The following is a 23,117-nucleotide window of genomic DNA, read 5'->3' as shown; positions in this document are numbered from 1 at the left end:
TGCGTTACTTTGACAGATACAACGCAGCCAAAAGGAAAGCAGGGTGGGGCAATATATTCCAATAACGCTGGGCAATATTGCGCCCCTGGCGATAAAACCGTTTCGTCCGGGCCGTCTCGCACTGGTGTGTGAAGGCGGAGGTCAGCGTGGCATTTTCACCGCCGGGGTACTGGACGAGTTTATGCAGGCGAACTTTAACCCCTTCGATCTCTACTTTGGTACCTCTGCCGGTGCGCAAAACCTCTCGGCTTATGTCTGTAACCAGCCCGGCTACGCCCGCAAAGTGATCATGCGCTACACCACCACGCGTGACTTTTTTGATCCGGTGCGCTTTGTGCGCGGCGGTAACCTTATCGATCTCGACTGGCTGGTTGATTCGACCTCCCGCCAGATGCCGCTGGCGATGGATTTTGCCGCGCGTTCTTTTGATGCCGGTAAAGCATTCTATATGTGTGCCTGCCGCCAGGATGACTATACCGCGGAATACTTTGCGCCGACCCACCAGACGTGGCTGGATTTGATCCGCGCGACCAGCGCAATTCCGGGTTTTTACCGTTCAGGGGTGGCACTCAATGGCGTGAACTATTTCGATGGTGGCGTCAGCGATGCGATCCCGGTTCAGGAAGCGGCTAAGCGCGGAGCGAAAACCATCGTGGTGATCCGCACCGTGCCTTCTCAGATGTACTACACGCCGCAGTGGTTTAAACGTATGGAACGCTGGCTGGGCGACAGTAGCTTGCAGCCGCTGGTAAACCTGGTGCAGCACCACGAGAAAAGTTATTCGGCGATTCAGCGGTTTATCGAAACGCCGCCGGGAAAACTACGCATACTTGAAATCTATCCGCCGAAACTTTTACATAGCATGGCGCTGGGCAGCCGCTTACCGGCGCTGCGCGATGATTATAAAATCGGCCGGCTGTGTGGACGTTATTTCCTCGCGACGGTGGGAAAACTGCTGGCGGAAACCCCGCCGCTGATTCGTCATACTCTGGTGCCGGCTCCCCTTATTGTGCCGCCTGAGGTCGTTGCCGCGCCCGTTCCTGCTACCCGCGTGGTGCCGCCTGCCGCTGTCGCCAATGATGTGCTGGATGCGCCGCTGGTTAGCGCGGTACAAGCCAACGACTTACCCATTAATAAAGAGGATACGGCGTGAGTTTCCGCTTTATCGATACGCACTGTCATTTTGATTTTCCGCCCTTCATGGGCGATGAAGTCGCCAGTATTGCCCGCGCGGCAGCCGCTGGCGTCGGGTGCATTATCGTACCCGCCATCGCCGCGCGCTATTTTGATCGCGTTTGTTCTCTGGCGCGCGAGCATTCCGCGCTGTATGCCGCGTTGGGGCTGCATCCAATTGTGATTGAAGAACACACGGCACAAAGCCTTGAGCAGCTTGAGCAGGCGCTGGCCGCCAGGCCGGAAAAGGTGCTGGCGATTGGCGAAATTGGCCTCGATCTCTATCGCGATAATCCGCAGTTTGAACGCCAGCAGCAGGTGCTGGATGCGCAGTTAAAACTGGCGAAACGCTTTGATTTGCCAGTGATCCTCCATTCGCGTCGCACCCATGACAAACTGGCGATGCATCTGAAAAAGCAGGCGTTGCCGCGCACTGGCGTGGTTCACGGATTTTCCGGTAGCCTGCAACAGGCGCAGCGTTTTATCGAACTGGGGTATTACATTGGCGTCGGCGGAACGATCACTTATCCACGCGCCAGTAAAACCCGTGATGTAATGGCGCGGCTGCCGCTATCCGCGTTGTTGCTGGAGACCGATGCGCCGGATATGCCGCTGAACGGCTTCCAGGGGCAGCCTAACCGGCCGGAACAGGCGGCGCGGGTTTTTGCCACGCTGTGTGAACTGCGCCCTGAAGCTCCGGATGTGATCGCCCAAACGTTACTGGACAATACGCAGCAGCTTTTCGCTTTACAGATATAGTGCCGGGCGCAGCACGGTGGTGACGCCGCGCTGTTGCAACGCTTCCGCCAGCGGTTCGATATCTTCCTCGGTTGCGCTGCGCCAGCTTTTTGCTTCGCCGTAAACGCCGTGCGCGTGGAATGCGTTGAGCCGCACCGGAATACGTCCCAGTTCACAGATAAACGCCGCCAGCGCATCGATATGCAGCAAATAGTCGCTATGTTGCGGGATCACCAGCAAACGCAATTCGGCCAACTTGTTCTGTGCCGCCAGCAGACGCAGGCTATTTTTCACCGGCGCATTATCCCGCCCGGTGAGAAAACAGTGGTGTTCACTGCCCCAGGCTTTAAGATCGATCATTGCCCCGTCGCAAACCGACAGCAACTTATGCCAGCCGGTTTCGCTCAGCATTCCGTTACTGTCGACAAGACAGGTCAGATGGCGCAACTGCGGATCGGCACGCAGCGCGGAAAATAGCGCGAGCAGAAACGGCAGTTGTAACGTGGCCTCGCCGCCGCTGACCGTGATGCCTTCAATGAATAACGCGGCTTTGCGGATCTTCGCCACCACCTCTTCCACAGACATCGATTGTGCCATCGGCGTTGCCTGTTGCGGACACATTTGCAGGCAGGTATCGCACTGCTGGCAGGTTATGGCATTCCACACTACTTGCCTGCCGTCAAACGCCAGCGCCTGATGCGGACAAGCTGGCACGCAGTCGCCGCAATGATTGCAGCGGCCGATGGTCCATGGATTGTGGCAGCTCTTACAGCGCAGATTGCAGCCCTGTAAAAACAGCGCCAGCCGACTGCCCGGCCCGTCGACGCAGGAGAAGGGGAGCAGGTTACTGACGAAAGCGCATCTGCTGCTCATGGCTTACCACACGGGGTTGTCGCTCAAGAATATGCGTATTGCGCGCGGCTTCTTCACCCAGCCAGGTGGTGTTGGTGCGCGAACCTTCGGCGCGGAATTTCTCCAGGTCCGACAGGCGCACCATATAACCGGTCACGCGCACCAAATCATTGCCTGCGACGTTGGCGGTAAACTCGCGCATTCCGGCATTAAACGCGCCAAGGCAGAGCTGCACCACGGCCTGCGGGTTGCGTTTGACGGTTTCGTCGAGGGTTAAAATATCGCTGATCCCGGCTTTGTACCAGGCGTGGTGCGGCGCAACGGCCAGCAAATGGGTAATCGGATCGGGTTCATCGCCATAAGGCAGACGCGCGCCCGGCGTAGTACCGATATCGGAACTGATGCCGGATTGCGCATGCAGCAGCGCACGTTGTTTCCATCCATGTTTGACCGGTGTGTTTTCAACAAACGCCGACAGTTGCTCGCTGATGCGGTAGCCAAGAGCATTGGCCTGCTCATCTTTGCCGTAGCGCCCTGCGATGTTCGCTTTCTCGCACAGAATATTGACCGCTTCAGCCAGCCCGTAGATGCCGAACATTGGCGCAAAACGATCGGCGGCAATCAGCCCCTCCTGCACAAGGAAGCTATGCTCAAAGAAACCGGATTGTTGATACAGGAAGTCGCAGCGCGCATCGATAATGGCCAGTTGTTGCTGGCAATAATGTGGCAGCCGCTGGGTAAAGAATTCTTCCAGAGAACGGCTGCCTTCAGCGATGACTTTCAGGTTCAGCCGTACCAGCGTACTGCCGCCGCCGCCCAGAGGCAGCGAGTTGTAACAACTGACAATGCCATAACCGCCTTTTGTGAAAATATTATCATGCAGAGGGCCATTGGCGATATGCGGCTTGCTGCATGCGCAGATGTTACGGGCAACGTCCAGCAGCAGATCATCCGGCGTGATCTGCGGATCATAAATAAATGTCAGATTCGGTGCGACCTGCTTTAACTCAGCGTCGGCGCGTAAGATAGCGCGGGTGACTGGCGTGTCATAAGGGCCGATATTGGCGTGGACAAAGGCATCCGGCAAGGTTCTGTCGAGATAACGCCAGAAGCGTTTTATTCGAATATCGATTTCTTCTTGTGTTAGAATTCTAACATATGGTTGCAGTAACGCATCCAGTTGCCCAAGGTAAACCGGCATACCGGTAACAGAGGGAACATGGTGATAAAGAATGGTCAGCAAAGAGAGCGCATCATCGAGAGCCTTTGCCCCTTCCAGCTCCAGCCACGCGGATCCGTTAGCCAGAAATTTGGCGTAATCCGGCAGGACGTAGCGCGGTTTGTAAGGCGCATGCCCTTCAAACATATCGCAAATTGCCCCCTCGTCGAGCGCCTCCCGTGCGGCTTGCGGCAGTGCCGGATAGGGGAGGTTATTTTCCGCCTCCAGCGCGAGAAAATGGTGTTTCTGCTGCGGCGTGAGCGTTGGGCTGGTCACAATCTGCTGGCAGCGTGTCTGTAATCCTGGCGTAACCGGTATCGACATGATCTTCCTCTTTATCCCGTGCGTTCAGGGCGAGGAGTGTAAGACACCGGCGAATAACCTCTTTTGATCCATACGCACCTTAGCGGTAATCACGACCGCTTTTGCGTTTTAAAGTTTGATGAATATCTCATTATGGTTTTGCAAACGTGCATTAAGTTTTCATTAACTGTGATGGGTATCGAAGTGTAATTGTGGGTTGATGTTAGAATATTAACAAACCCGAACAGAAAATCGGCATTACGCCGTCGGAGAGAATATGAGTGATTTAACGGCAAGCAGCCTGCGCGCGTTGCAATTAATGGATCTGACCACCCTGAACGACGATGACACCAACGAGAAAGTCATTGCGCTGTGTCATCAGGCCAAAACCCCGGTGGGGAACACCGCCGCCGTTTGTATCTATCCGCGTTTCATCCCGATTGCCCGTAAGACGCTGAACGCGCAGGGAACGCCGGATGTACGTATTGCGACGGTAACCAACTTCCCGCACGGCAACGATGATATCGACATCGCGCTGGCAGAAACCCGCGCGGCAATTGCCTACGGTGCTGATGAAGTTGACGTGGTATTCCCGTACCGCGCGCTGATCGCCGGTAACGAGCAGGTCGGTTTTGATCTGGTCAAAGCCTGTAAAGAGGCGTGTGCCGCAGCCAACGTGCTATTGAAAGTGATCATCGAAACTGGCGAACTGAAAGAAGAAGCGCTGATCCGTAAGGCGTCAGAAATCGCGATTAAAGCGGGCGCTGACTTTATCAAGACCTCAACCGGCAAAGTACCGGTTAATGCCACGCCGGAAAGCGCGCGCATCATGCTGGAAGTGATCCGCGATATAGGCGTTGAGAAAACCGTGGGCTTTAAACCGGCGGGCGGCGTGCGCAGCGCGGAAGACGCGCAGCAGTATCTGGCGATTGCCGATGAACTGTTTGGCGCCAACTGGGCCGATGCCCGTCACTATCGCTTTGGCGCATCCAGCCTGCTGGCAAGCCTGCTGAAAGCGCTGGGACACGGCGACGGTAAGAGCGCAAGCAGCTACTGATGGCTTCATTTACCCGGCCTGCATCTCTACCTCGCTGGCCGGGTAAGGTATCGCCGCCATCCGGCGGTATATGCTGATGACACCATGTTTTGCCGGGTCACTTTGCTTGCCCGGTCGTATCATTCCTCAGGGGGGTTACCTTGTTTCTCGCTCAAGAAATTATTCGTAAAAAACGCGATGGTCTCGCACTGAGTGATGAAGAGATCCGTTTCTTTATCAGCGGGATTCGCGATAACACCGTTTCTGAAGGCCAGATCGCCGCGCTTGCCATGACCATCTTTTTCCATGACATGACCATGCCAGAACGCGTGTCGTTGACCATGGCAATGCGCGATTCCGGTTCGGTTCTGGACTGGAAACTCCTTAATCTCAACGGCCCGGTTGTTGATAAACACTCTACTGGCGGCGTTGGGGATGTGACCTCATTGATGCTTGGCCCGATGGTTGCCGCCTGTGGTGGTTATATTCCGATGATTTCCGGGCGCGGGCTGGGGCATACCGGCGGCACGCTCGATAAACTGGAAGCCATTCCCGGCTTCGACATTTTCCCGGACGATAGCCGCTTCCGCGACATTATTAAGGATGTTGGCGTGGCGATTATCGGCCAGACCAACTCACTGGCCCCGGCCGATAAACGTTTTTATGCCACCCGCGATATCACCGCGACGGTGGACTCGATCCCGCTGATCACCGCTTCCATTCTGGCGAAAAAACTGGCTGAAGGCCTTGATGCGCTGGTGATGGACGTGAAAGTCGGCAGCGGCGCGTTTATGCCGACTTATGCGCTCTCCGAACAACTGGCGGAGGCGATTGTGGGCGTGGCGAATGGCGCAGGCGTGCGCACGACCGCACTGCTGACCGATATGAATCAGGTGCTGGCTTCCAGCGCGGGCAATGCGGTGGAAGTGCGTGAAGCGGTGCAATTCCTCACCGGCGAATACCGTAACCCGCGCCTGTTTGATGTCACGATGGCGCTGTGCGTGGAGATGCTGATTTCCGGCAAACTGGCGAAAGATGACGCGGAAGCCCGGGCGAAACTGCAAGCGGTGCTGGATAACGGAAAAGCGGCAGAGATCTTTGGCCGCATGGTTGCGGCGCAGAAAGGGCCGACGGATTTCGTTGAGAACTACGCCAACTATCTGCCCTCCGCCACGTTGAGCAAAGCCGTTTACGCCGACGACGAAGGCTTTATTACCGCAATGGATACCCGCGCGCTGGGCATGGCGGTGGTGTCGATGGGCGGCGGCCGTCGCCAGGCAACGGACAGTATCGATTACAGCGTTGGTTTTACCGATATGGTGCGTCTGGGCGAGCGCGTGGATGGTCAGCGTCCGTTGGCGGTCATTCATGCGAAGGATGAAGCCAGCTGGCAGGACGCGGCGCAGGCGGTGAAGGCCGCCCTTGTTGTCGAGGACATCGCCGCAAAAGAGACACCAACGGTCTATCGCCGCATTACTGAATAACGGTATACTGATCTGATCGCTTTTTTACAAAGCACAAGGTACGGAGAACATATGAAACGTGCATTTATTATGGTGCTGGACTCTTTCGGCATCGGCGCGACTGAAGACGCGGAGCGCTTCGGCGACGCGGGTTCCGACACGCTCGGCCACATCGCTGAAGCCTGTGCGAAAGGTGAAGCCGATACCGGGCGTAAAGGGCCGTTGCATCTCCCTAATCTGACCCGTCTGGGGTTGGCAAAAGCCCATGAAGGCGCGACCGGTTTTATCCCGGCCGGGATGGACGGTAACGCAGAAATCACCGGCGCTTACGCGTGGGCGCATGAGCTCTCTTCCGGCAAAGATACGCCGTCAGGCCACTGGGAAATCGCCGGTGTGCCGGTGCTGTTCGATTGGGGCTATTTTAGCGATACCGAAAACAGCTTCCCGCAGGCGCTGCTGGATAAACTGGTAGAACGTGCAAATCTGCCGGGTTATCTCGGCAACTGCCACTCTTCCGGGACGGTGATCCTCGATCAACTGGGCGAAGAGCATATGAAAACCGGAAAACCGATTTTCTATACCTCTGCGGACTCTGTCTTCCAGATCGCCTGTCATGAAGAGACGTTTGGTCTCGATAAGCTGTATGAACTGTGCGAAATCGCCCGCGAAGAGCTGACCGAAGGGGGTTACAACATTGGTCGCGTGATTGCGCGTCCGTTTGTCGGTGATAAGGCGGGTCACTTCCAGCGCACCGGTAACCGCCATGATCTGGCTGTTGAGCCGCCGTCAGCCACCGTGCTGCAAAAACTGGTGGAAGAGAAAGACGGCCAGGTGGTTTCCGTGGGCAAAATCGCCGATATCTATGCCAACTGCGGCATCACCAAAAAAGTGAAGGCGACCGGGCTGGATGCGCTGTTTGACGCCACCGTGAAAGAGATGAAAGAAGCGGGCGATAAGACAATTGTCTTTACCAACTTCGTTGACTTTGACTCATCATGGGGCCATCGCCGCGATGTCGCCGGTTATGCGGGCGGGCTGGAGCTGTTTGACCGTCGTCTGCCGGAGCTAATGGAACTGGTGGGTGAGGACGATATCCTGATCCTTACCGCCGATCACGGCTGCGATCCGACCTGGAAAGGCACCGATCATACCCGTGAGCACATCCCGGTGCTGGTTTACGGCCCGAAAGTGAAACCCGGTTCGCTTGGCCACCGTGAAACGTTCGCGGACATTGGTCAGACGCTGGCGAAATACTTTGGCGTTTCTGATATGGACTATGGCAAAGCCATGTTCTGATGATTTTGGGCGGGAGCTTCCCGCCCTTTCTGTTCTACCGACATAAAGGAATTAACGATGGCTACCCCACATATTAATGCAGAAATGGGCGATTTCGCGGATGTTGTGCTGATGCCGGGCGATCCGCTGCGTGCGAAGCACATTGCCGAAACATTCCTCGAAAATTACCGCGAAGTGAACAACGTGCGCGGCATGCTGGGTTATACCGGTACTTACAAAGGCCGCAAAATCTCGGTAATGGGCCACGGTATGGGCATTCCGTCCTGCTCCATCTATACCAAAGAGCTGATCACCGATTTCGGCGTGAAGAAAATCATTCGCGTCGGTTCCTGCGGTGCGGTGCGTATGGATGTGAAACTGCGTGATATCGTGATTGGTATGGGTGCCTGCACCGATTCCAAAGTAAACCGCATGCGTTTTAAAGATCACGACTTTGCGGCGATTGCTGATTTCGACATGGTGCGTAACGCCGTTGATGCGGCGAAAACGCTGGGCGTTGACGCGCGCGTGGGGAACCTGTTCTCTGCCGATCTGTTTTACTCTCCGGACGGCGAAATGTTCGATGTGATGGAGAAATACGGCATTCTCGGCGTGGAAATGGAAGCGGCGGGTATTTATGGCGTGGCGGCAGAATTCGGTGCGAAAGCGCTGACTATCTGCACCGTTTCCGACCATATCCGCACCCATGAGCAGACCACCTCTGCTGAGCGTCAGACGACGTTTAATGACATGATCAAAATTGCGCTGGAATCTGTCCTGCTGGGCGATAAAGCGTAAGTCTTTATTGTGCCGGGTGGAGGCGATGCCTTACCCGGCCTGTATTCCCCTGGCCTGATAAACGCAGCGCCATCAGGCAGCTAAAGTTAACGCACCGCTTTGACAATCCACGCCGACAACTCGCGCAGCTCCTGTTCCTGATCCGGAAAATCCACCAATAACGCATCGCACTCCTGCGCCAGCATATCCGCCCGGTACAGACAGCCCTGCAGACGCGCTGCCAGCGCTTCGAGCGGTGCCGGGTTCAGGCTGTCGGTAAACACCTGCGTGCGGGTGATATGGCCTTTCTCAACGTCGAAATGCAGCTCCACGCCGCCCCAGGTAAAGCGCTCATCCAGTAAATGGCTGAAGGCTGGCGCCTGACCGAAGTTCCACTCCCAACTGCTCTGGCGGGCAAAAGTTTCGGCGAAATTGGGCAGATCCGGCGTTTTCTCCGGCGAGATAATTTCGGCCGCCACGCGTTCGCCGTAGTGGCTGAAGAAGGCCTCCGTTACCGCCTGGCAAATCTTTTCGTGGGTGATGCCCGGCAGTAATTCCACCAGGTTGGCGACGCGTCCGCGCACGGAAGTAATGCCTTTCGCTTGCAGCTTTTTCTTGTCCGGATTGAGGTAATTAGCCAGACGGCTGAGATCGGCATTTAACAGCAGCGTACCGTGGTGGAAGCCGCGATCGCGGGTTTCACGGTAGGCGGAGCCAGACACTTTGCGGTCGCCGTCTGCGGTCTTTACCACCAGATCGTTACGCCCGGAAGCTTCCGCCGTTACGCCAAGCGCATTCAGCGCCGCGAGCACAATACCCGTGGAGATGGTTTTGTCGTATTCGGGTTTCCCGGCCATAAAGGTAAAGCAGGTGTTGCCGAGATCGTGGAAAACCGCGCCGCCGCCGCTGCTGCGCCGGGCCAGCCGCACGTTATCTTCTTCCATGCGCCGCGTATTGCACTCTTTCCACGGGTTCTGCGCCCGGCCGATAACCACCGTATCGGTGTTGCGCCATAAAAACAGCACGCGCTGGGTTGCCGGCATCTGGCGGAAAATACACTCCTCCACCGCCAGGTTGAACCACGGATCGTAGGATTCAGAGATAAGCAGACGAAGCGTTGACATAGCCGGTTTCCTTTCTTTGATTTTTCAATAGATTACCGTTAGCGGTAGCCGCTACTCTTTCTTTTCGTGCTCTTCTTCTTCCGGCACGGATTTATTAGCCGTCAGCAGGAACGGCGACTGTTGCCAGCGAGTGCGTTTGCCCTGCAAAAGCGTACGCGTCAGCACGACGCCAATGGCCAGCGACAGCAGTAGCATCAGGCGCAGAATATTGGTGGTGTTATCAACCTGCTTCGCTTCCGTCGCCAGCGTGTGGGTATCCAGCGTCAGGCGCAGGTAACCCAGCGGGCCGCTTTTCCCCTGAATGGGTTCGACAATTTGTTGATTGAAATAGCCGCCGGCTTTCTTGCCGTCGAGCGCCAGCCGGTCGCGAACGTCAATGCTTTCGCCCGAACGTGCGATGAGATCGCCCTGTGCGTCATATACGCCGGCATCGAGGATTCGGCTCCCTTCCGTAAGCTGGCGTAGCACGATATCAATACGTTTTTCATCCGGCGTTTCGGTACGCATCAGCGGGGTAAGGTTGAGCGTCACCTGGCGCGCCAGGGTTCTGGCCAGCTCTTCAAACTGTGGATTGCGCTGGCGCTGATGGTTCTGGCTGAACCAGGATGCGCCCTGCATCAGCGCGACCAGCAATGCCAGACAGATGAGGACTGTTACGGCGCGATGCAGCCGAAATTTAAGTTTTGCGCGAGCCATATTCCACCTGTTGAAAATTTGAGGCTTAATGTTGCCAGAAGCGCTGGTTACAAGGTAGCCTCATGCGTTATTTTCCCCTCCGATGCTTTCTGGCGCGAATGTTTTTACAGGAGCTTTAATGCTTAACAGTTTGACCTGGTGCGATCTGCCCGACGATGTTTCTCAGTGGCCAGGGTTGCCGCTCTCTTTAAGTGGTGATGAGGTCATGCCTCTGGACTATCACGCTGGTCGAAGCGGCTGGCTCCTGTATGGGCGCAATCTTGATAAAACGCGCCTGACGACCTACCAGCGCAAACTGGGTGCGGCAATGGTGATTGTGGCGGCCTGGTGCGTCGATGATTATCAGGTGATCCGCCTGGCGGGTTCGTTAACGCCGCGAGCGTCGCGTCTGGCGCATGACGAAGGCATGGATGTAGCGCCGCTGGGTAAAATCCCGCATTTGCGCTCGCCAGGGCTGCTGGTGATGGATATGGATTCCACCGCGATTCAGATCGAGTGTATTGACGAGATTGCGAAGCTTGCCGGGACGGGCGAGATGGTGGCGGAAGTGACCGAACGCGCGATGCGCGGCGAGCTTGATTTCACTGCCAGCTTGCGCAGTCGCGTGGCAACGCTGAAAGGGGCGGATGCCAATATCCTGATGCAAGTTCGTGAGTCGCTGCCGCTGATGCCGGGTCTGGTGCAACTGGTGTTGAAGCTGGAGACGCTGGGCTGGAAAGTGGCGATTGCCTCCGGCGGTTTTACCTTCTTTGCGGATTACTTGCGCGATAAGTTGCACCTCACGGCGGCAGTGGCGAATGAACTGGAGATCATGGACGGCAAATTCACCGGCCAGGTGCTGGGCGATATCGTCGATGCCCAGTATAAAGCCAACACATTGAAAGCGCTGGCTGAGAAGTACGAGATTCCGGTCACGCAAACCGTTGCCATTGGCGATGGCGCGAATGACCTGCCCATGATCAAAGCCGCCGGGTTGGGGATTGCCTTCCACGCGAAACCCAAAGTGAATGAGAAAGCGGAAGTCTCCATTCGTCACGCCGACCTGATGGGCGTATTTTGTATTCTTTCCGGCAGTATTAATAAGAAGTAGAGGTGATTGTGGCGAAAGCTCCCAAACGTGCGTTTGTCTGTAATGAATGCGGCGCGGATTATCCGCGCTGGCAGGGGCAGTGCAGCGCCTGTCATGCATGGAACACCATTACTGAAATCCGTGTGGCCGCTTCGCCCACCGTGGCGCGTAATGAGCGCCTCTCCGGCTACGCCGGGAGCGCGGGCGTCTCGAAAGTGCAGAAACTTTCGGAAATCAGTCTGGAAGAGCTGCCGCGTTTTTCGACCGGTTTTAAAGAGTTTGACCGCGTGCTCGGCGGCGGTGTTGTGCCGGGGAGCGCCATTCTGATTGGCGGTAACCCGGGCGCAGGGAAGTCAACGTTGCTGTTGCAGACGCTGTGTAAGCTCGCCGAACAGATGAAAACCCTCTATGTCACCGGTGAAGAGTCGTTGCAACAGGTGGCGATGCGCGCCCATCGTCTGGGGCTGCCGACGGGCAACCTGAATATGCTTTCGGAAACCAGCATCGAGCAAATCTGCATGATTGCTGATGAAGAACAACCTAAATTGATGGTGATCGACTCGATTCAGGTGATGCATATGGCGGACATTCAGTCGTCGCCCGGTAGCGTTGCCCAGGTGCGCGAGACGGCAGCATATCTGACGCGGTTCGCGAAAACCCGCGGCGTGGCGATTGTTATGGTCGGCCATGTCACGAAAGATGGTTCGCTGGCGGGGCCAAAAGTGCTGGAGCACTGTATCGACTGTTCGGTGCTGCTCGACGGCGATGCCGATTCCCGTTTTCGCACCTTGCGTAGCCACAAAAACCGCTTTGGTGCAGTGAATGAGCTCGGCGTGTTTGCGATGACCGAACAGGGGCTGCGTGAAGTCAGCAACCCTTCGGCCATTTTTCTTAGCCGCGGGGATGAAGTGACCTCCGGTAGCTCGGTGATGGTGGTATGGGAAGGGACGCGCCCGCTACTGGTTGAGATCCAGGCGTTGGTGGATCACTCGATGATGTCGAACCCGCGCCGCGTGGCGGTGGGTCTTGAGCAGAACCGCCTGGCGATTCTGCTGGCGGTATTGCATCGCCACGGCGGCTTGCAGATGGCGGATCAGGATGTGTTCGTGAACGTTGTCGGCGGGGTGAAAGTGACCGAAACCAGTGCCGATCTGGCGCTGCTGCTGGCGATGGTTTCCAGCCTGCGCGACAGACCGCTGCCGCAGGACCTCGTGGTGTTTGGCGAAGTGGGGCTGGCCGGTGAGATCCGTCCGGTGCCGAGTGGCCAGGAGCGTATTTCTGAGGCGGCCAAACACGGTTTCCGCCGCGCGATTGTTCCGGCGGCAAATGTGCCGAAAAAAGTGCCGGAAGGGATGCAGATTTTCGGTGTGAAGAAGCTCGCGGATGCGCTAAACGTCTTTGACGACTTATAATTGGCTAAAGATTTTTGCAGGAGGCAACAATGTCGTCATTTGATTATTTAAAAACCGCGATTCGCCAGAAGGGCTGTACCTTACAACAAGTGGCCGATGCCAGCGGTATGACCAAAGGCTATTTAAGCCAACTGCTGAATGCCAAGATTAAAAGCCCCAGCGCGCAAAAGCTGGAGGCGTTGCACCGCTTCCTCGACCTTGAATTTCCCCGGCGGCAGAAAAATATTGGCGTGGTATTCGGTAAGTTTTATCCGCTGCATACCGGCCATATCTATTTAATCCAGCGCGCCTGTAGCCAGGTTGATGAATTGCACATTATCCTCGGCTACGACGAAACGCGCGATCGCGAGCTGTTTGAAGACAGCGCCATGTCGCAGCAACCGACGGTCAGCGATCGGCTGCGCTGGCTGCTGCAAACCTTTAAGTATCAGAAAAATATTCGTATTCATGCTTTTAATGAAGAGGGCATGGAGCCGTATCCGCACGGCTGGGATGTCTGGAGTAAAGGCATCAAAGCGTTTATGACAGAGAAAGGCATTACGCCAAACTGGATCTACACCTCGGAAGAGTCTGATGCGCCGCAGTATTTGCAACATTTAGGCATTGAGGCCGTGCTGGTAGATCCGCAGCGTACGTTTATGAATATCAGCGGCTCGCAGATCCGCGAAAATCCATTCCGCTACTGGGATTATATTCCGACGGAAGTAAAACCTTTCTTTGTCCGCACCGTGGCTATTCTGGGCGGTGAATCCAGCGGTAAATCGACGCTGGTGAATAAACTTGCCAATATTTTTAACACCACCAGCGCGTGGGAATATGGCCGGGACTACGTATTTTCTCATCTCGGCGGCGATGAGATTGCGCTGCAATATTCTGATTACGATAAAATTGCTTTAGGCCATGCGCAATATATCGATTTCGCGGTGAAATATGCGAATAAAGTGGCGTTTATCGATACGGATTTTGTCACCACGCAGGCGTTTTGCAAAAAATATGAGGGGCGTGAGCATCCCTTCGTGCAGGCGTTAATTGATGAATATCGCTTCGATTTAGTGATCCTGCTGGAAAATAATACGCCGTGGGTGAATGATGGCTTAAGAAGTCTGGGCAGTTCGGTTGACCGGAAAGAGTTTCAGGATCTGTTGGTTTCTATGCTACAGGAAAACCATATTGATTTTGTCCGTGTCGAATCTGCTGACTATGATTCACGGTTTTTGCAGTGTGTCGAATTGGTGAAGAAACTGATGGGCGCGTAAGTGCAGCTACTGGCCGGGTATTTTCACTTTACCCGGCAAGCGGATAACAGGTCGGCTGGTTACACAAACTTTCCCAGTGATAGTAAACCTGATTCAGCGTCGCGACAGAAGGCTGGTTCACTTTCTTCAGCATATTATATTTGTGGGTGCTGAACGTTTTTACATCCATTTCGCCGTTGCTGAATATATCGGTCTGCGTTTCTCTATTAATAATATGTTTAAGTAGCACTCTTTCTTTTCGGGTCAGTGCTAATTTCCCCTCGAGCCTCTTTTTATTTCGCCAGGCCTTTTGTTGTAGGGTCCGTTGGAAAACGTCGATTGGCAGGCTTTTACTTATTTTGAAAAAGGGATACAGCAGAAATTTTTCAAATGAATTATCACTTTCCGTAATTTCTTTCAGCGTCGTCAAGGTGGTGATAACAAGCAGATGATTATCAAAATCTATAATCACATCATCCGCATTCAGTTTTATCGCGTGCTGCTGAATAAGTGTTTGCAGACCGCATTTTAAATATGCATTTTCCGTAATGATCTGCATTGAATATAACCATATATTGATTCGGCTTTAGGGGAGATCAATATTATCCGGTGGCTTTTTCGTTAAGCAATAGCGTGGTTTTTTCATAAATCATCAAAATATAAAACCATTTATTTATATTTTTGTGTGTTTTTATTCTGCATCGATGTTTTTTTGCTGTGTTTTTGTTTTGATTCGCCGTGAGCAATGCGTGCGCGAATACCTGGGTTTAATGTGGATATTATGCAAAAACGAAAACACTTTATTTGCTCAGTGTTGCAGATGAATTCTCTGCGCATTTCGGGGGGAAGCGTGGCGGGGGAGGGGATAAAGCGGATGGGAAATCCATCCGCTTAGACGGCGCTTATTTAGCGATACGTTTGTATTTAATACGTTTTGGCTCCAGCGCGTCAGCGCCAAGCGTACGTTTTTTATACTCTTCGTATTCGGTGAAGTTACCTTCGAAGAACTCGACTTTACCTTCATCCTGGTAATCCAGAATGTGGGTGGCGATACGGTCAAGGAACCAGCGGTCGTGCGAGATAACCATCGCACAGCCCGGGAATTCGAGCAGGGCGTTTTCCAGCGCGCGCAGCGTTTCGATATCCAGGTCGTTGGTCGGTTCATCGAGCAGCAATACGTTGCCGCCTACCTGCAGCAGCTTCGCCAGATGCAGACGACCGCGCTCACCACCGGAGAGTTCGCCAACGCGTTTGCCCTGATCGGTGCCTTTAAAGTTAAAGCGACCCACATAAGCACGGCTCGGCATTTCGGTATTGCCGATACGCATGATATCCAGCCCGCCGGAAACTTCTTCCCACACGGTTTTGCTGTTATCCATCGCGTCACGGAACTGGTCAACCGAGGCCAGTTTCACGGTATCACCCAAGGTGATGGAGCCGCTATCCGGCTGCTCCTGACCGGACATCATACGGAACAGCGTCGATTTACCCGCGCCGTTTGGACCGATAATGCCGACAATGGCACCTTTCGGTACGGAGAAGGACAAATTGTCAATCAACTGGCGATCGCCGTAGGATTTGCTGAGATTGCTGACCTCAACCACTTTGTCACCCAGACGTGGTCCAGGCGGAATAAACAGTTCGTTGGTTTCGTTACGTTTCTGGTATTCCGTGTTGTTAAGTTCTTCAAAGCGCGCCAGACGGGCTTTGCCCTTCGACTGACGGCCTTTCGCTCCCTGACGAACCCACTCCAGCTCTTTCTCAATGGATTTCCGGCGAGCCGCTTCCTGAGAGGCTTCCTGCGCCAGACGCTGATCTTTTTGTTCCAGCCAGGAGGAGTAGTTACCTTCCCATGGAATGCCTTCGCCGCGGTCGAGTTCGAGGATCCAGCCGGCGACGTTATCAAGGAAGTAACGGTCGTGGGTGATCGCCACCACGGTGCCTTCGAAGTCGTGCAGGAAGCGTTCCAGCCACGCCACGGATTCAGCATCAAGGTGGTTAGTCGGTTCGTCGAGCAGCAGCATGTCCGGCTTTTCGAGCAGCAGGCGGCACAGCGCGACGCGGCGGCGTTCACCACCGGAAAGATTAGCGACTTTGGCATCCCAGTCCGGCAGACGCAGGGCATCCGCCGCGCGCTCCAGTTGCACGTTCAGGTTGTGACCGTCGTGCGCCTGGATAATCTCTTCAAACTTACCTTGCTGTGCGGCCAGCTTGTCGAAGTCTGCATCGGGTTCCGCGTACTTCGCGTACACTTCATCCAGACCTTTCAGCGCGTTAACCACTTCGGAAACGGCTTCTTCAACCGATTCACGGACAGTATGTTCCGGGTTCAGTTGTGGTTCCTGCGGCAGATAACCAATTTTGATGCCGGGCTGCGGGCGGGCTTCACCTTCGATGTCTGTATCGATGCCGGCCATGATGCGCAGCAGGGTAGACTTACCGGCACCGTTAAGACCCAGCACGCCGATTTTTGCGCCCGGGAAGAAGCTTAGCGAGATATTTTTCAGAATATGACGTTTCGGCGGGACAACTTTGCCGACACGATGCATGGTATATACGAATTGAGCCACGTTGGACTTCGCCTCTTTGTCATGAGAGTAGTATTCAACAGCGGAGTGTAGCGGTTTTCGGCGCTTAATCCCAGCCAACAGCACCCACACTGTTAAATCACCACAAAAAGGTAAAAAAGTGTGCAGAACATGGCGCGTAGCGGCATGCCCGGTTAGCATTAACTCATTACGCGGCATGATGCTGCCAATAACGTGACAGAAAGAGGAAAGAGCTGTGCAGAGAGCTAAACATGCCGCCTGGCGATTTGCGGCGGCCTGCGTTTGTTTGCTGTCCCTCAGCAATATGGCGCGCGCAGATTCACTGGATGAACAACGTAACCGTTATGCGCAGATCAAAAGCGCATGGGATAACAAGCAAATGGATGTGGTGCAGCAACTGCTGCCTACGCTGACTAATTATCCGCTGTATCCCTATTTGCAATACCGCCAGATTACCGATGATCTGATGAATCAACCGGCCATCACGGTAACCAATTTCGTGCAGCAGAACCCGACGCTGCCGCCAGCACGTGCTCTGAAATCCCGTTTTGTTAACGAACTGGCGCGGCGTGAAGACTGGCGCGGACTGCTGGCTTTCAGCCCGGAAAAACCAGCGACTACCGAAGCGCAATGTAACTACTATTTCGCCAAATGGAGCACCGGGCAGGCAGATGAGGCGTGGGCGGGAGCAAAAGAGCTCTGGTTGAGCGGTAAAAGCCAACCGAATGCCTGTGACCGGCTGTTTGGTGCCTGGCGTGCTTCCGGAAAGCAGGATCCGTTGGCATTTCTTGAACGTATCCGGCTGGCCATGAAAGCCGGTAATACGCAACTGGTGACGCTGCTGGCCGGGCAGATGCCCGCTGATTATCAAACTATTTCCCAGGCCATCATTAATCTTGCCAACAATCCCAATAGCGTCATGACGTTCGCCACCACCACCGGCGCGACCGACTTTACCCGGCAAATGGCGGCGGAAGCGTTTGAAAGCGTTGCCCGGCAGGATGTGGAAAATGCCCGTTTGCTGATCCCTTCGCTGGCGCAGGCGCAGCAACTGACGGAGGATCAAATCCAGACGCTGCGTGATATTGTTGCCTGGCGTTTGATGGGAAATGACGTGACCAGCGAACAGGCGCGCTGGCGCGATGATGCGGTGATGCGTTCGCAATCCACATCGCTTCTGGAACGGCGAGTGCGGATGGCGATCGGCGCCGGCGATCGTCGCGGTCTGAATACCTGGCTTTCCCGTTTGCCGATGGAGGCGAAAGAGAAAGATGAGTGGCGTTACTGGCAGGCTGATTTGTTGCTGGAGCGCGGTCGCGATGAAGAGGCCAAATCGATCCTGCATGCGTTGATGCAGCAGCGCGGATTTTATCCGATGGCCGCGGCGCAACGCTTAGGGGAAGATTATCAACTTCAGATCGATAAAGTGCCTGGTAACCCCGATCCGGCGTTGGTTCAGGGCGCTGAAATGGCTCGCGTGCGCGAATTGATGTACTGGGGGCTGGATAATACCGCCCGCAGTGAATGGGCGAATCTGGTCACCAGCCGCTCGCAGCAAGAGCAGGCGCAACTGGCACGCTATGCATTCAACCAGCACTGGTGGGATCTCAGCGTGCAGGCCACCATTGCCGGTAAATTGTGGGATCATCTGGAAGAACGATTCCCGCTGGCCTACAGCGATTTGTATGCGCGTTACACCAACGGCAAAGCCATTAGCCAGAGCTATGCGATGGCGATTTCCCGTCAGGAGAGCGCATGGAATCCAACGGCGCGTTCGCCGGTTGGCGCGAGCGGGTTAATGCAGATTATGCCCGGCACTGCCACCCATACAGTGAAGATGTTTAACATTGCCGGTTATCGCAATCCCAGCCAGCTTTTCGATCCGGAAACCAACATCAACATTGGCACCAGCTACCTGCAATATGTTTATCAGCAGTTCGGCAACAACCGGATTTTCTCCTCGGCGGCGTATAACGCCGGGCCGGGCAGGGTACGTAGCTGGTTGAACAACAGCGCCGGAAAACTGGACGCCGTGGCGTTTGTAGAAAGTATCCCGTTCTCGGAAACCCGCAGCTATGTGAAAAACGTCCTCGCTTACGATGCCTACTACCGTTATTTCCTCGATGGTGGCAAACCTGTCATCTTTACTGACGCCGAGTGGCAGCGCCGTTACTGATTTCTAAGGTTTATGCTATGCTGTGTACTCTTTAACGAGTACACTCTTTTCGGAAGCCTGCCTAAAGGGCTTCCGAAACCAACGAATGGCGGAAAACTATGACTCAGCAATCTCCTTATTCAGCAGCAATGGCCGAACAGCGCGACCAGGAGTGGCGACGTTTTGTCGAGTTGGTCAGGCAGTCATATGAAAAGGATCTGCACCTTCCGCTGCTTAATTTGATGCTTACGCCGGATGAGCGCGAGTCGTTGGGGACGCGAGTGCGCATTATCGAAGAGTTGTTGCGCGGCGAGATGAGCCAGCGTGAGCTGAAAAGCGAACTGGGCGCGGGCATTGCGACCATTACCCGCGGCTCAAACAGCCTGAAAGCGGCGCCTGCCGATTTGCGTCTGTGGCTGGAGCAGACGCTGCTGAACGATCAGCGGTAAACCGCGTTATGAAACGGGCTTAGCGCCAGAATTACCGCCTGGTGGTAAACGCTCTCGCGGGTGAGTTTTCCGGCAGTGAAAACACCAATTGCCCCCTCTTTACGGCCAATCTCATCAATGCCGGTGTAGTGTGACATCACCGGTCCGAGCGCTTCACCGGCGCGAACTCTCTGCAAAATGATCTCTGGCAGCGGTAACGTGGCTGAGCGTGCTTCGCCCTGCATTTCTGGGGTTTCGATGACGACCCAGCTAAACGTACTGCCTTCATCAATGCCTGCTTCAATGGCCACCCAGAAATCAGCGTCAGGCCGTAGCTTGCGGGCATTGCTCACGCGATTACGTGCGCCAGCCCGCGTTTCCTGACTGCCAAACGGCTGTTCAGGCACGCCGCTATCGACGGAGACAGATTCTATATGGCAGGATCCTTCGCCGAAGATCTCGTTAAAAGCGTGCTGAATTGCCCGAATTTTCGCGGGATTTGTGGTAGCTGAGACAACATGGTGCATAATCTATAATTGGCTTGTCCGAAACGAGACGCGTTCTTTATCCCGGACAGAGGCCTTCCTCAGATAATAAATTCATCGCAGTATAATGGATAAAAAAGCATGTTACAGGTATACCTTGTTCGCCACGGTGAAACGCAGTGGAACGCCGAGCGTCGTATTCAAGGCCAGTCAGACAGTCCGTTAACCGAAAAAGGGGAAACGCAGGCGTGGCAGGTGGCTGAACGCGCGAAAGCGCTGGGCATCACCCATATTATTGCCAGCGATCTGGGGCGTACCCGTCGCACGGCGGAGATCATCGCTGATGCCTGCGGTTGCGAAATTACGCTTGAGCCGCGTCTGCGCGAGCTTGACATGGGCGTGCTCGAACGCCGCCATATCGATTCCCTGACGGAAGAAGAAGAGGGCTGGCGTCGCCAGTTGGTGAATGGCACGGCAGATGGCCGTATTCCTGACGGAGAGTCGATGCAAGAGCTGAGCGATCGTATGCACGCCGCGCTGGCTACTTGTCTGGAGCTACCGGAAGGAAGCCGCCCGATGTTGGTCAGTCACGGTATGGCGCTGGGCTGCCTGGTGAGTACCATTCTCGGGCTTCCGGCTTATGCAGAACGCCGTCTGCGGCTGCGCAACTGCTCCATCTCCCGCATCGATTACCAGCACAGCCCGTGGCTGGCATCCGGCTGGGTGGTGGAAACCGCAGGCGATGTTTCGCATCTCGACGCCCCTGCGCTGGATGAGTTACAGCGTTAACGGCGGATAGGCACCAGATATTCGCAACGAATGTGTAACGGCGGCTCACGGTCGCGTGAGTCGTCATGCTGCGGGTAGAAATGCTCAATATCCTGGCCTTTGCGGCGCGTAAGGTTGAGCATTGGCATGCACGTGCCATAAACGGTCAGAATAAAATTCTGTAATCCGTCCGGAGAGCCTTCAAAAGAGAAGGCCACGTAATCGCCGCCCTCCAGTAATACCGGCTGCGCATGGCTCAAATAACCATTCGCCATTTCCGGCGTCAGCGCCGTGGTGTAAAACACCTCCTGCTCATCATCTTTCTCGAGGCTCGGGCGTGGTTCGTGCAGCCCGAACAACTCCTGAGGAAGCGTCGGCGCATTGCTTAAAAATTCACGCCAGAACTGGATGCGCATTTGATTACGGAAATCGGAGATCTCCTCCAGCGAGCAGGTGTAGCTCTGCGTTGTACCGATTAGGTGCATCTGCGGCAGCGTTACAAATTCATGTTTGGGCAAGGTAAACTCGCCAAGACGCAGCGGCGGGCGGATGCCAAAGGCGCTCCAGTCCGGCGAACGGCGATAGAGCGCTGGCGTGACGGTAAACTGTTTTTTAAAAGCCCGGGTGAACGTTTGCTGTGAATCGAAACGATACTGTAGCGCAATATCAAGAATGGGACGGGCGGTAAGCCGTAAGGCGACTGCGGATTTTGACAGGCGACGAGCGCGGATATAAGCGCCAATGGCCTGGCCAGTGACGTCTTTGAACATCCGTTGCAAATGCCACTTGGAATAGCCCGCTTTTGCCGCCACATTATCTAATGAGAGTGGCTGATCCAGATGGCCTTCCAGCCAGGCGAGTAGGTCGCGAATGATCCCAGCCTGATCCATACAATATCCTCTTCCTTAAATACAGCGATGAACACCTGATACCAGGGGACGGATAATAGCGGGTTTTTAAGGCTTTAGCATTCGGTGTTTTTTTTGTGCATAAATGCGCATTGTGACTGATTTTCATCGTAAATTTTGTAAATCGGTGATCTGCAAACAGTTTCTCATTTGGAAACTGAATAGTTGCTAAACGTAATATTCAAAAATGGTAACAATATGAAATACACGAAGTTATGCATTCCTGTGTTGATGTTGGTGGCGTGGAGTTCAGCCCATGCGGAACAGATTGGTTCTGTGGATACGGTCTTTAAAATGTTTGGCCCGGATCACAAAATTGTAGTTGAGGCATTTGACGACCCGGACGTTAAAAACGTGACCTGCTATATCAGCCGGGCGAAAACCGGCGGTATCAAAGGCGGGCTGGGGCTGGCGGAGGACACTTCGGATGCTGCCATTTCTTGCCAGCAGGTTGGGCCGGTTGAACTGAGCGATAAAATTAAAAATGGCAAGGCGCAGGGCGATGTGGTCTTCCAGAAACGGACTTCGCTGGTATTTAAAAAATTGCAGGTAGTACGTTTCTATGACGCAAAACGTAACACTTTGGCATACTTAGCCTACTCCGACAAAGTGGTCGAAGGTTCACCGAAGAATGCTTTAAGTGCAGTTCCTATCATTCCGTGGAACAAATAGTGGAAATAAAAAAGCGGCGCCTGAGCGCCGCTTTTTTTATTAATCTTCGCTTATTCCTGCAGATCGCCGCAGAAACGGTAACCTTCACCGTGAATGGTGGCGATGATTTCCGGCGTGTCCGGCGTGGATTCAAAATGTTTGCGAATGCGACGAATCGTCACGTCCACGGTGCGGTCGTGCGGCTTCAGCTCGCGGCCGGTCATTTTTTTCAACAGTTCGGCACGGGACTGGATTTTCCCCGGATTTTCGCAGAAGTGCAGCATCGCGCGGAATTCACTGCGCGGCAGCTTATACTGTTCGCCGTTTGGGCTGATCAGTGAGCGGCTATTGATATCCAGCTCCCAACCGTTGAACTTGTAGCTGTCAACGCTGCGGCGTTCTTCGCTGACCGTGCCCAGATTCATGGTGCGGGACAGCAGATTGCGTGCGCGGATCGTCAGTTCACGTGGGTTAAACGGCTTCGTGATGTAGTCGTCGGCACCAATTTCGAGGCCCAAAATCTTATCGACTTCGTTATCACGTCCGGTCAGGAACATCAGTGCGACGTTCGCCTGCTCACGAAGTTCGCGTGCCAGCAAAAGACCGTTTTTACCTGGCAGGTTAATATCCATAATCACCAGGTTGATATCATTTTCAGAAAGAATCTGATGCATTTCAGCGCCATCAGTCGCTTCAAAGACATCGTAGCCTTCTGCTTCGAAAATGCTTTTTAACGTGTTGCGTGTTACCAACTCGTCTTCAACAATAAGAATGTGCGGGGTCTGCATGTTTGCTACCTAA

The 23,117-nt window shown here is 54.5% G+C and carries 22 protein-coding genes; 13 read left to right on the top strand and 9 right to left on the bottom strand.

The window, feature by feature from the left end; all coding sequences use genetic code 11:
* Positions 1 to 43 precede the first annotated feature (43 nt).
* Both AWR26_RS21810 and AWR26_RS21805 read left to right on the top strand, forming a co-directional pair.
* On the top strand, positions 44 to 1,153 hold the full coding sequence (locus tag AWR26_RS21810) for a patatin-like phospholipase family protein (protein ID WP_064568495.1): 1,110 nt from the start codon (positions 44 to 46) through the stop codon (positions 1,151 to 1,153).
* On the top strand, positions 1,150 to 1,932 hold the full coding sequence (locus AWR26_RS21805) for a TatD family hydrolase (RefSeq protein ID WP_064568494.1): 783 nt from the start codon (positions 1,150 to 1,152) through the stop codon (positions 1,930 to 1,932). Before AWR26_RS21810 ends, AWR26_RS21805 begins: the two co-directional genes overlap by 4 nt.
* On the opposite strand, the gene AWR26_RS21800 is transcribed toward AWR26_RS21805, so the two are convergent.
* Together AWR26_RS21800 and AWR26_RS21795 are read right to left on the bottom strand one after the other, a co-directional pair.
* Positions 1,921 to 2,784, bottom strand: a complete 864-nt coding sequence (locus AWR26_RS21800) for a YjjW family glycine radical enzyme activase (protein WP_064568493.1) — start codon at positions 2,782 to 2,784, stop codon at positions 1,921 to 1,923. The genes AWR26_RS21805 and AWR26_RS21800 overlap by 12 nt on opposite strands.
* The gene (locus AWR26_RS21795) at positions 2,756 to 4,306 is read right to left on the bottom strand and encodes a YjjI family glycine radical enzyme (RefSeq protein ID WP_064568492.1); all 1,551 of its coding nucleotides are present in this window, start codon (positions 4,304 to 4,306) and stop codon (positions 2,756 to 2,758) included. Before AWR26_RS21795 ends, AWR26_RS21800 begins: the two co-directional genes overlap by 29 nt.
* A gap of 256 nt (positions 4,307 to 4,562) precedes the next feature.
* Here AWR26_RS21795 and deoC point away from each other — a divergent pair, with 256 nt between their 5' ends.
* The 4 genes from deoC (at position 4,563) to deoD (ending at position 8,857) form a co-directional block, all read left to right on the top strand.
* The gene (deoC, locus tag AWR26_RS21790; protein ID WP_064568491.1) at positions 4,563 to 5,342 is read left to right on the top strand and encodes a deoxyribose-phosphate aldolase; all 780 of its coding nucleotides are present in this window, start codon (positions 4,563 to 4,565) and stop codon (positions 5,340 to 5,342) included.
* A gap of 140 nt (positions 5,343 to 5,482) precedes the next feature.
* Positions 5,483 to 6,805 (top strand): thymidine phosphorylase, encoded by a 1,323-nt coding sequence (gene deoA / locus AWR26_RS21785; RefSeq protein WP_064568490.1) that lies wholly within the window; start codon positions 5,483 to 5,485, stop codon positions 6,803 to 6,805.
* 51 nt (positions 6,806 to 6,856) lie between these two features.
* Positions 6,857 to 8,080, top strand: coding sequence for a phosphopentomutase (gene deoB / locus AWR26_RS21780; protein ID WP_064568489.1), 1,224 nt, complete (start codon positions 6,857 to 6,859; stop codon positions 8,078 to 8,080).
* A gap of 57 nt (positions 8,081 to 8,137) precedes the next feature.
* Positions 8,138 to 8,857 carry a purine-nucleoside phosphorylase gene (deoD, locus tag AWR26_RS21775; RefSeq protein ID WP_043955113.1) on the top strand — a complete coding sequence of 240 codons (720 nt, stop codon included), beginning with the start codon at positions 8,138 to 8,140 and terminating at the stop codon, positions 8,855 to 8,857.
* Between the two features lie 86 nt (positions 8,858 to 8,943).
* Here the strand turns inward: deoD and lplA are convergent, their stop codons facing one another.
* The gene (gene lplA, locus AWR26_RS21770) at positions 8,944 to 9,960 is read right to left on the bottom strand and encodes a lipoate--protein ligase LplA (protein ID WP_064568488.1); all 1,017 of its coding nucleotides are present in this window, start codon (positions 9,958 to 9,960) and stop codon (positions 8,944 to 8,946) included.
* Positions 9,961 to 10,011: 51 nt separating this feature from the next.
* Positions 10,012 to 10,656 carry a YtjB family periplasmic protein gene (locus AWR26_RS21765; RefSeq protein ID WP_043955110.1) on the bottom strand — a complete coding sequence of 215 codons (645 nt, stop codon included), beginning with the start codon at positions 10,654 to 10,656 and terminating at the stop codon, positions 10,012 to 10,014.
* Between the two features lie 118 nt (positions 10,657 to 10,774).
* Here AWR26_RS21765 and serB point away from each other — a divergent pair, with 118 nt between their 5' ends.
* Genes serB through nadR form a run of 3 tightly spaced genes read left to right on the top strand, consistent with a single transcriptional unit; the run spans position 10,775 to position 14,393 of the window.
* Positions 10,775 to 11,746, top strand: a complete 972-nt coding sequence (serB, locus tag AWR26_RS21760) for a phosphoserine phosphatase (protein ID WP_007373048.1) — start codon at positions 10,775 to 10,777, stop codon at positions 11,744 to 11,746.
* An 8-nt stretch (positions 11,747 to 11,754) separates the two neighbouring features.
* Positions 11,755 to 13,137 carry a DNA repair protein RadA gene (gene radA / locus AWR26_RS21755; protein ID WP_043956954.1) on the top strand — a complete coding sequence of 461 codons (1,383 nt, stop codon included), beginning with the start codon at positions 11,755 to 11,757 and terminating at the stop codon, positions 13,135 to 13,137.
* A gap of 29 nt (positions 13,138 to 13,166) precedes the next feature.
* The gene (nadR, locus tag AWR26_RS21750; protein ID WP_064568487.1) at positions 13,167 to 14,393 is read left to right on the top strand and encodes a multifunctional transcriptional regulator/nicotinamide-nucleotide adenylyltransferase/ribosylnicotinamide kinase NadR; all 1,227 of its coding nucleotides are present in this window, start codon (positions 13,167 to 13,169) and stop codon (positions 14,391 to 14,393) included.
* A gap of 28 nt (positions 14,394 to 14,421) precedes the next feature.
* Here the strand turns inward: nadR and AWR26_RS21745 are convergent, their stop codons facing one another.
* On the bottom strand, positions 14,422 to 14,931 hold the full coding sequence (locus AWR26_RS21745) for a response regulator transcription factor (protein ID WP_064568486.1): 510 nt from the start codon (positions 14,929 to 14,931) through the stop codon (positions 14,422 to 14,424).
* A gap of 343 nt (positions 14,932 to 15,274) precedes the next feature.
* Positions 15,275 to 16,942: an energy-dependent translational throttle protein EttA gene (gene ettA, locus AWR26_RS21740; RefSeq protein ID WP_064569081.1), complete on the bottom strand. Its 1,668-nt coding sequence runs from the start codon at positions 16,940 to 16,942 to the stop codon at positions 15,275 to 15,277.
* Between the two features lie 214 nt (positions 16,943 to 17,156).
* Here ettA and sltY point away from each other — a divergent pair, with 214 nt between their 5' ends.
* Complete coding sequence (sltY, locus tag AWR26_RS21735; RefSeq protein WP_064568485.1) at positions 17,157 to 19,097, top strand: murein transglycosylase; 1,941 nt, start codon at positions 17,157 to 17,159, stop codon at positions 19,095 to 19,097.
* Positions 19,098 to 19,195: 98 nt separating this feature from the next.
* Positions 19,196 to 19,525: a trp operon repressor gene (gene trpR / locus AWR26_RS21730; protein WP_007373056.1), complete on the top strand. Its 330-nt coding sequence runs from the start codon at positions 19,196 to 19,198 to the stop codon at positions 19,523 to 19,525.
* Here trpR and yjjX read toward each other — a convergent pair.
* The gene (yjjX, locus tag AWR26_RS21725) at positions 19,516 to 20,031 is read right to left on the bottom strand and encodes an inosine/xanthosine triphosphatase (protein ID WP_043955101.1); all 516 of its coding nucleotides are present in this window, start codon (positions 20,029 to 20,031) and stop codon (positions 19,516 to 19,518) included. The genes trpR and yjjX overlap by 10 nt on opposite strands.
* A 99-nt stretch (positions 20,032 to 20,130) precedes the next feature.
* Here yjjX and gpmB point away from each other — a divergent pair, with 99 nt between their 5' ends.
* A complete protein-coding gene (gene gpmB / locus AWR26_RS21720) occupies positions 20,131 to 20,778 on the top strand; it encodes a 2,3-diphosphoglycerate-dependent phosphoglycerate mutase GpmB (protein ID WP_043955099.1) in 648 nt (215 codons plus the stop codon).
* Here the strand turns inward: gpmB and robA are convergent.
* Positions 20,775 to 21,647 carry an MDR efflux pump AcrAB transcriptional activator RobA gene (robA, locus tag AWR26_RS21715; RefSeq protein WP_043955098.1) on the bottom strand — a complete coding sequence of 291 codons (873 nt, stop codon included), beginning with the start codon at positions 21,645 to 21,647 and terminating at the stop codon, positions 20,775 to 20,777. The genes gpmB and robA overlap by 4 nt on opposite strands.
* A 216-nt stretch (positions 21,648 to 21,863) precedes the next feature.
* On the opposite strand from robA, the gene creA reads away from it, so the two are divergent.
* On the top strand, positions 21,864 to 22,337 hold the full coding sequence (gene creA / locus AWR26_RS21710; protein ID WP_064568484.1) for a protein CreA: 474 nt from the start codon (positions 21,864 to 21,866) through the stop codon (positions 22,335 to 22,337).
* 50 nt (positions 22,338 to 22,387) lie between these two features.
* Here the strand turns inward: creA and arcA are convergent, their stop codons facing one another.
* Positions 22,388 to 23,104, bottom strand: a complete 717-nt coding sequence (gene arcA, locus AWR26_RS21705) for a two-component system response regulator ArcA (protein ID WP_003856501.1) — start codon at positions 23,102 to 23,104, stop codon at positions 22,388 to 22,390.
* Positions 23,105 to 23,117: the final 13 nt, after the last annotated feature.

This window comes from Kosakonia oryzae (assembly GCF_001658025.2).
Lineage (GTDB): Bacteria > Pseudomonadota > Gammaproteobacteria > Enterobacterales > Enterobacteriaceae > Kosakonia > Kosakonia oryzae.
Note: the sequence above shows the minus strand (reverse complement) of the source record. Positions and strands in the feature narration are given on the sequence as shown.

What these genes read in the sequence shown, in the direction of transcription:
- AWR26_RS21800 (WP_064568493.1), bottom strand. Translation starts at nt 2,784, where the DNA reads ATGAGCAGCAGATGCGCTTTCGTCAGTAACCTGCTCCCCTTCTCCTGC.
- AWR26_RS21795 (WP_064568492.1), bottom strand. Translation starts at nt 4,306, where the DNA reads ATGTCGATACCGGTTACGCCAGGATTACAGACACGCTGCCAGCAGATT.
- deoC (WP_064568491.1), top strand. Translation starts at nt 4,563, where the DNA reads ATGAGTGATTTAACGGCAAGCAGCCTGCGCGCGTTGCAATTAATGGAT.
- deoB (WP_064568489.1), top strand. Translation starts at nt 6,857, where the DNA reads ATGAAACGTGCATTTATTATGGTGCTGGACTCTTTCGGCATCGGCGCG.
- deoD (WP_043955113.1), top strand. Translation starts at nt 8,138, where the DNA reads ATGGCTACCCCACATATTAATGCAGAAATGGGCGATTTCGCGGATGTT.
- lplA (WP_064568488.1), bottom strand. Translation starts at nt 9,960, where the DNA reads ATGTCAACGCTTCGTCTGCTTATCTCTGAATCCTACGATCCGTGGTTC.
- AWR26_RS21765 (WP_043955110.1), bottom strand. Translation starts at nt 10,656, where the DNA reads ATGGCTCGCGCAAAACTTAAATTTCGGCTGCATCGCGCCGTAACAGTC.
- serB (WP_007373048.1), top strand. Translation starts at nt 10,775, where the DNA reads ATGCTTAACAGTTTGACCTGGTGCGATCTGCCCGACGATGTTTCTCAG.
- nadR (WP_064568487.1), top strand. Translation starts at nt 13,167, where the DNA reads ATGTCGTCATTTGATTATTTAAAAACCGCGATTCGCCAGAAGGGCTGT.
- AWR26_RS21745 (WP_064568486.1), bottom strand. Translation starts at nt 14,931, where the DNA reads ATGCAGATCATTACGGAAAATGCATATTTAAAATGCGGTCTGCAAACA.
- trpR (WP_007373056.1), top strand. Translation starts at nt 19,196, where the DNA reads ATGACTCAGCAATCTCCTTATTCAGCAGCAATGGCCGAACAGCGCGAC.
- yjjX (WP_043955101.1), bottom strand. Translation starts at nt 20,031, where the DNA reads ATGCACCATGTTGTCTCAGCTACCACAAATCCCGCGAAAATTCGGGCA.
- gpmB (WP_043955099.1), top strand. Translation starts at nt 20,131, where the DNA reads ATGTTACAGGTATACCTTGTTCGCCACGGTGAAACGCAGTGGAACGCC.
- robA (WP_043955098.1), bottom strand. Translation starts at nt 21,647, where the DNA reads ATGGATCAGGCTGGGATCATTCGCGACCTACTCGCCTGGCTGGAAGGC.
- creA (WP_064568484.1), top strand. Translation starts at nt 21,864, where the DNA reads ATGAAATACACGAAGTTATGCATTCCTGTGTTGATGTTGGTGGCGTGG.
- arcA (WP_003856501.1), bottom strand. Translation starts at nt 23,104, where the DNA reads ATGCAGACCCCGCACATTCTTATTGTTGAAGACGAGTTGGTAACACGC.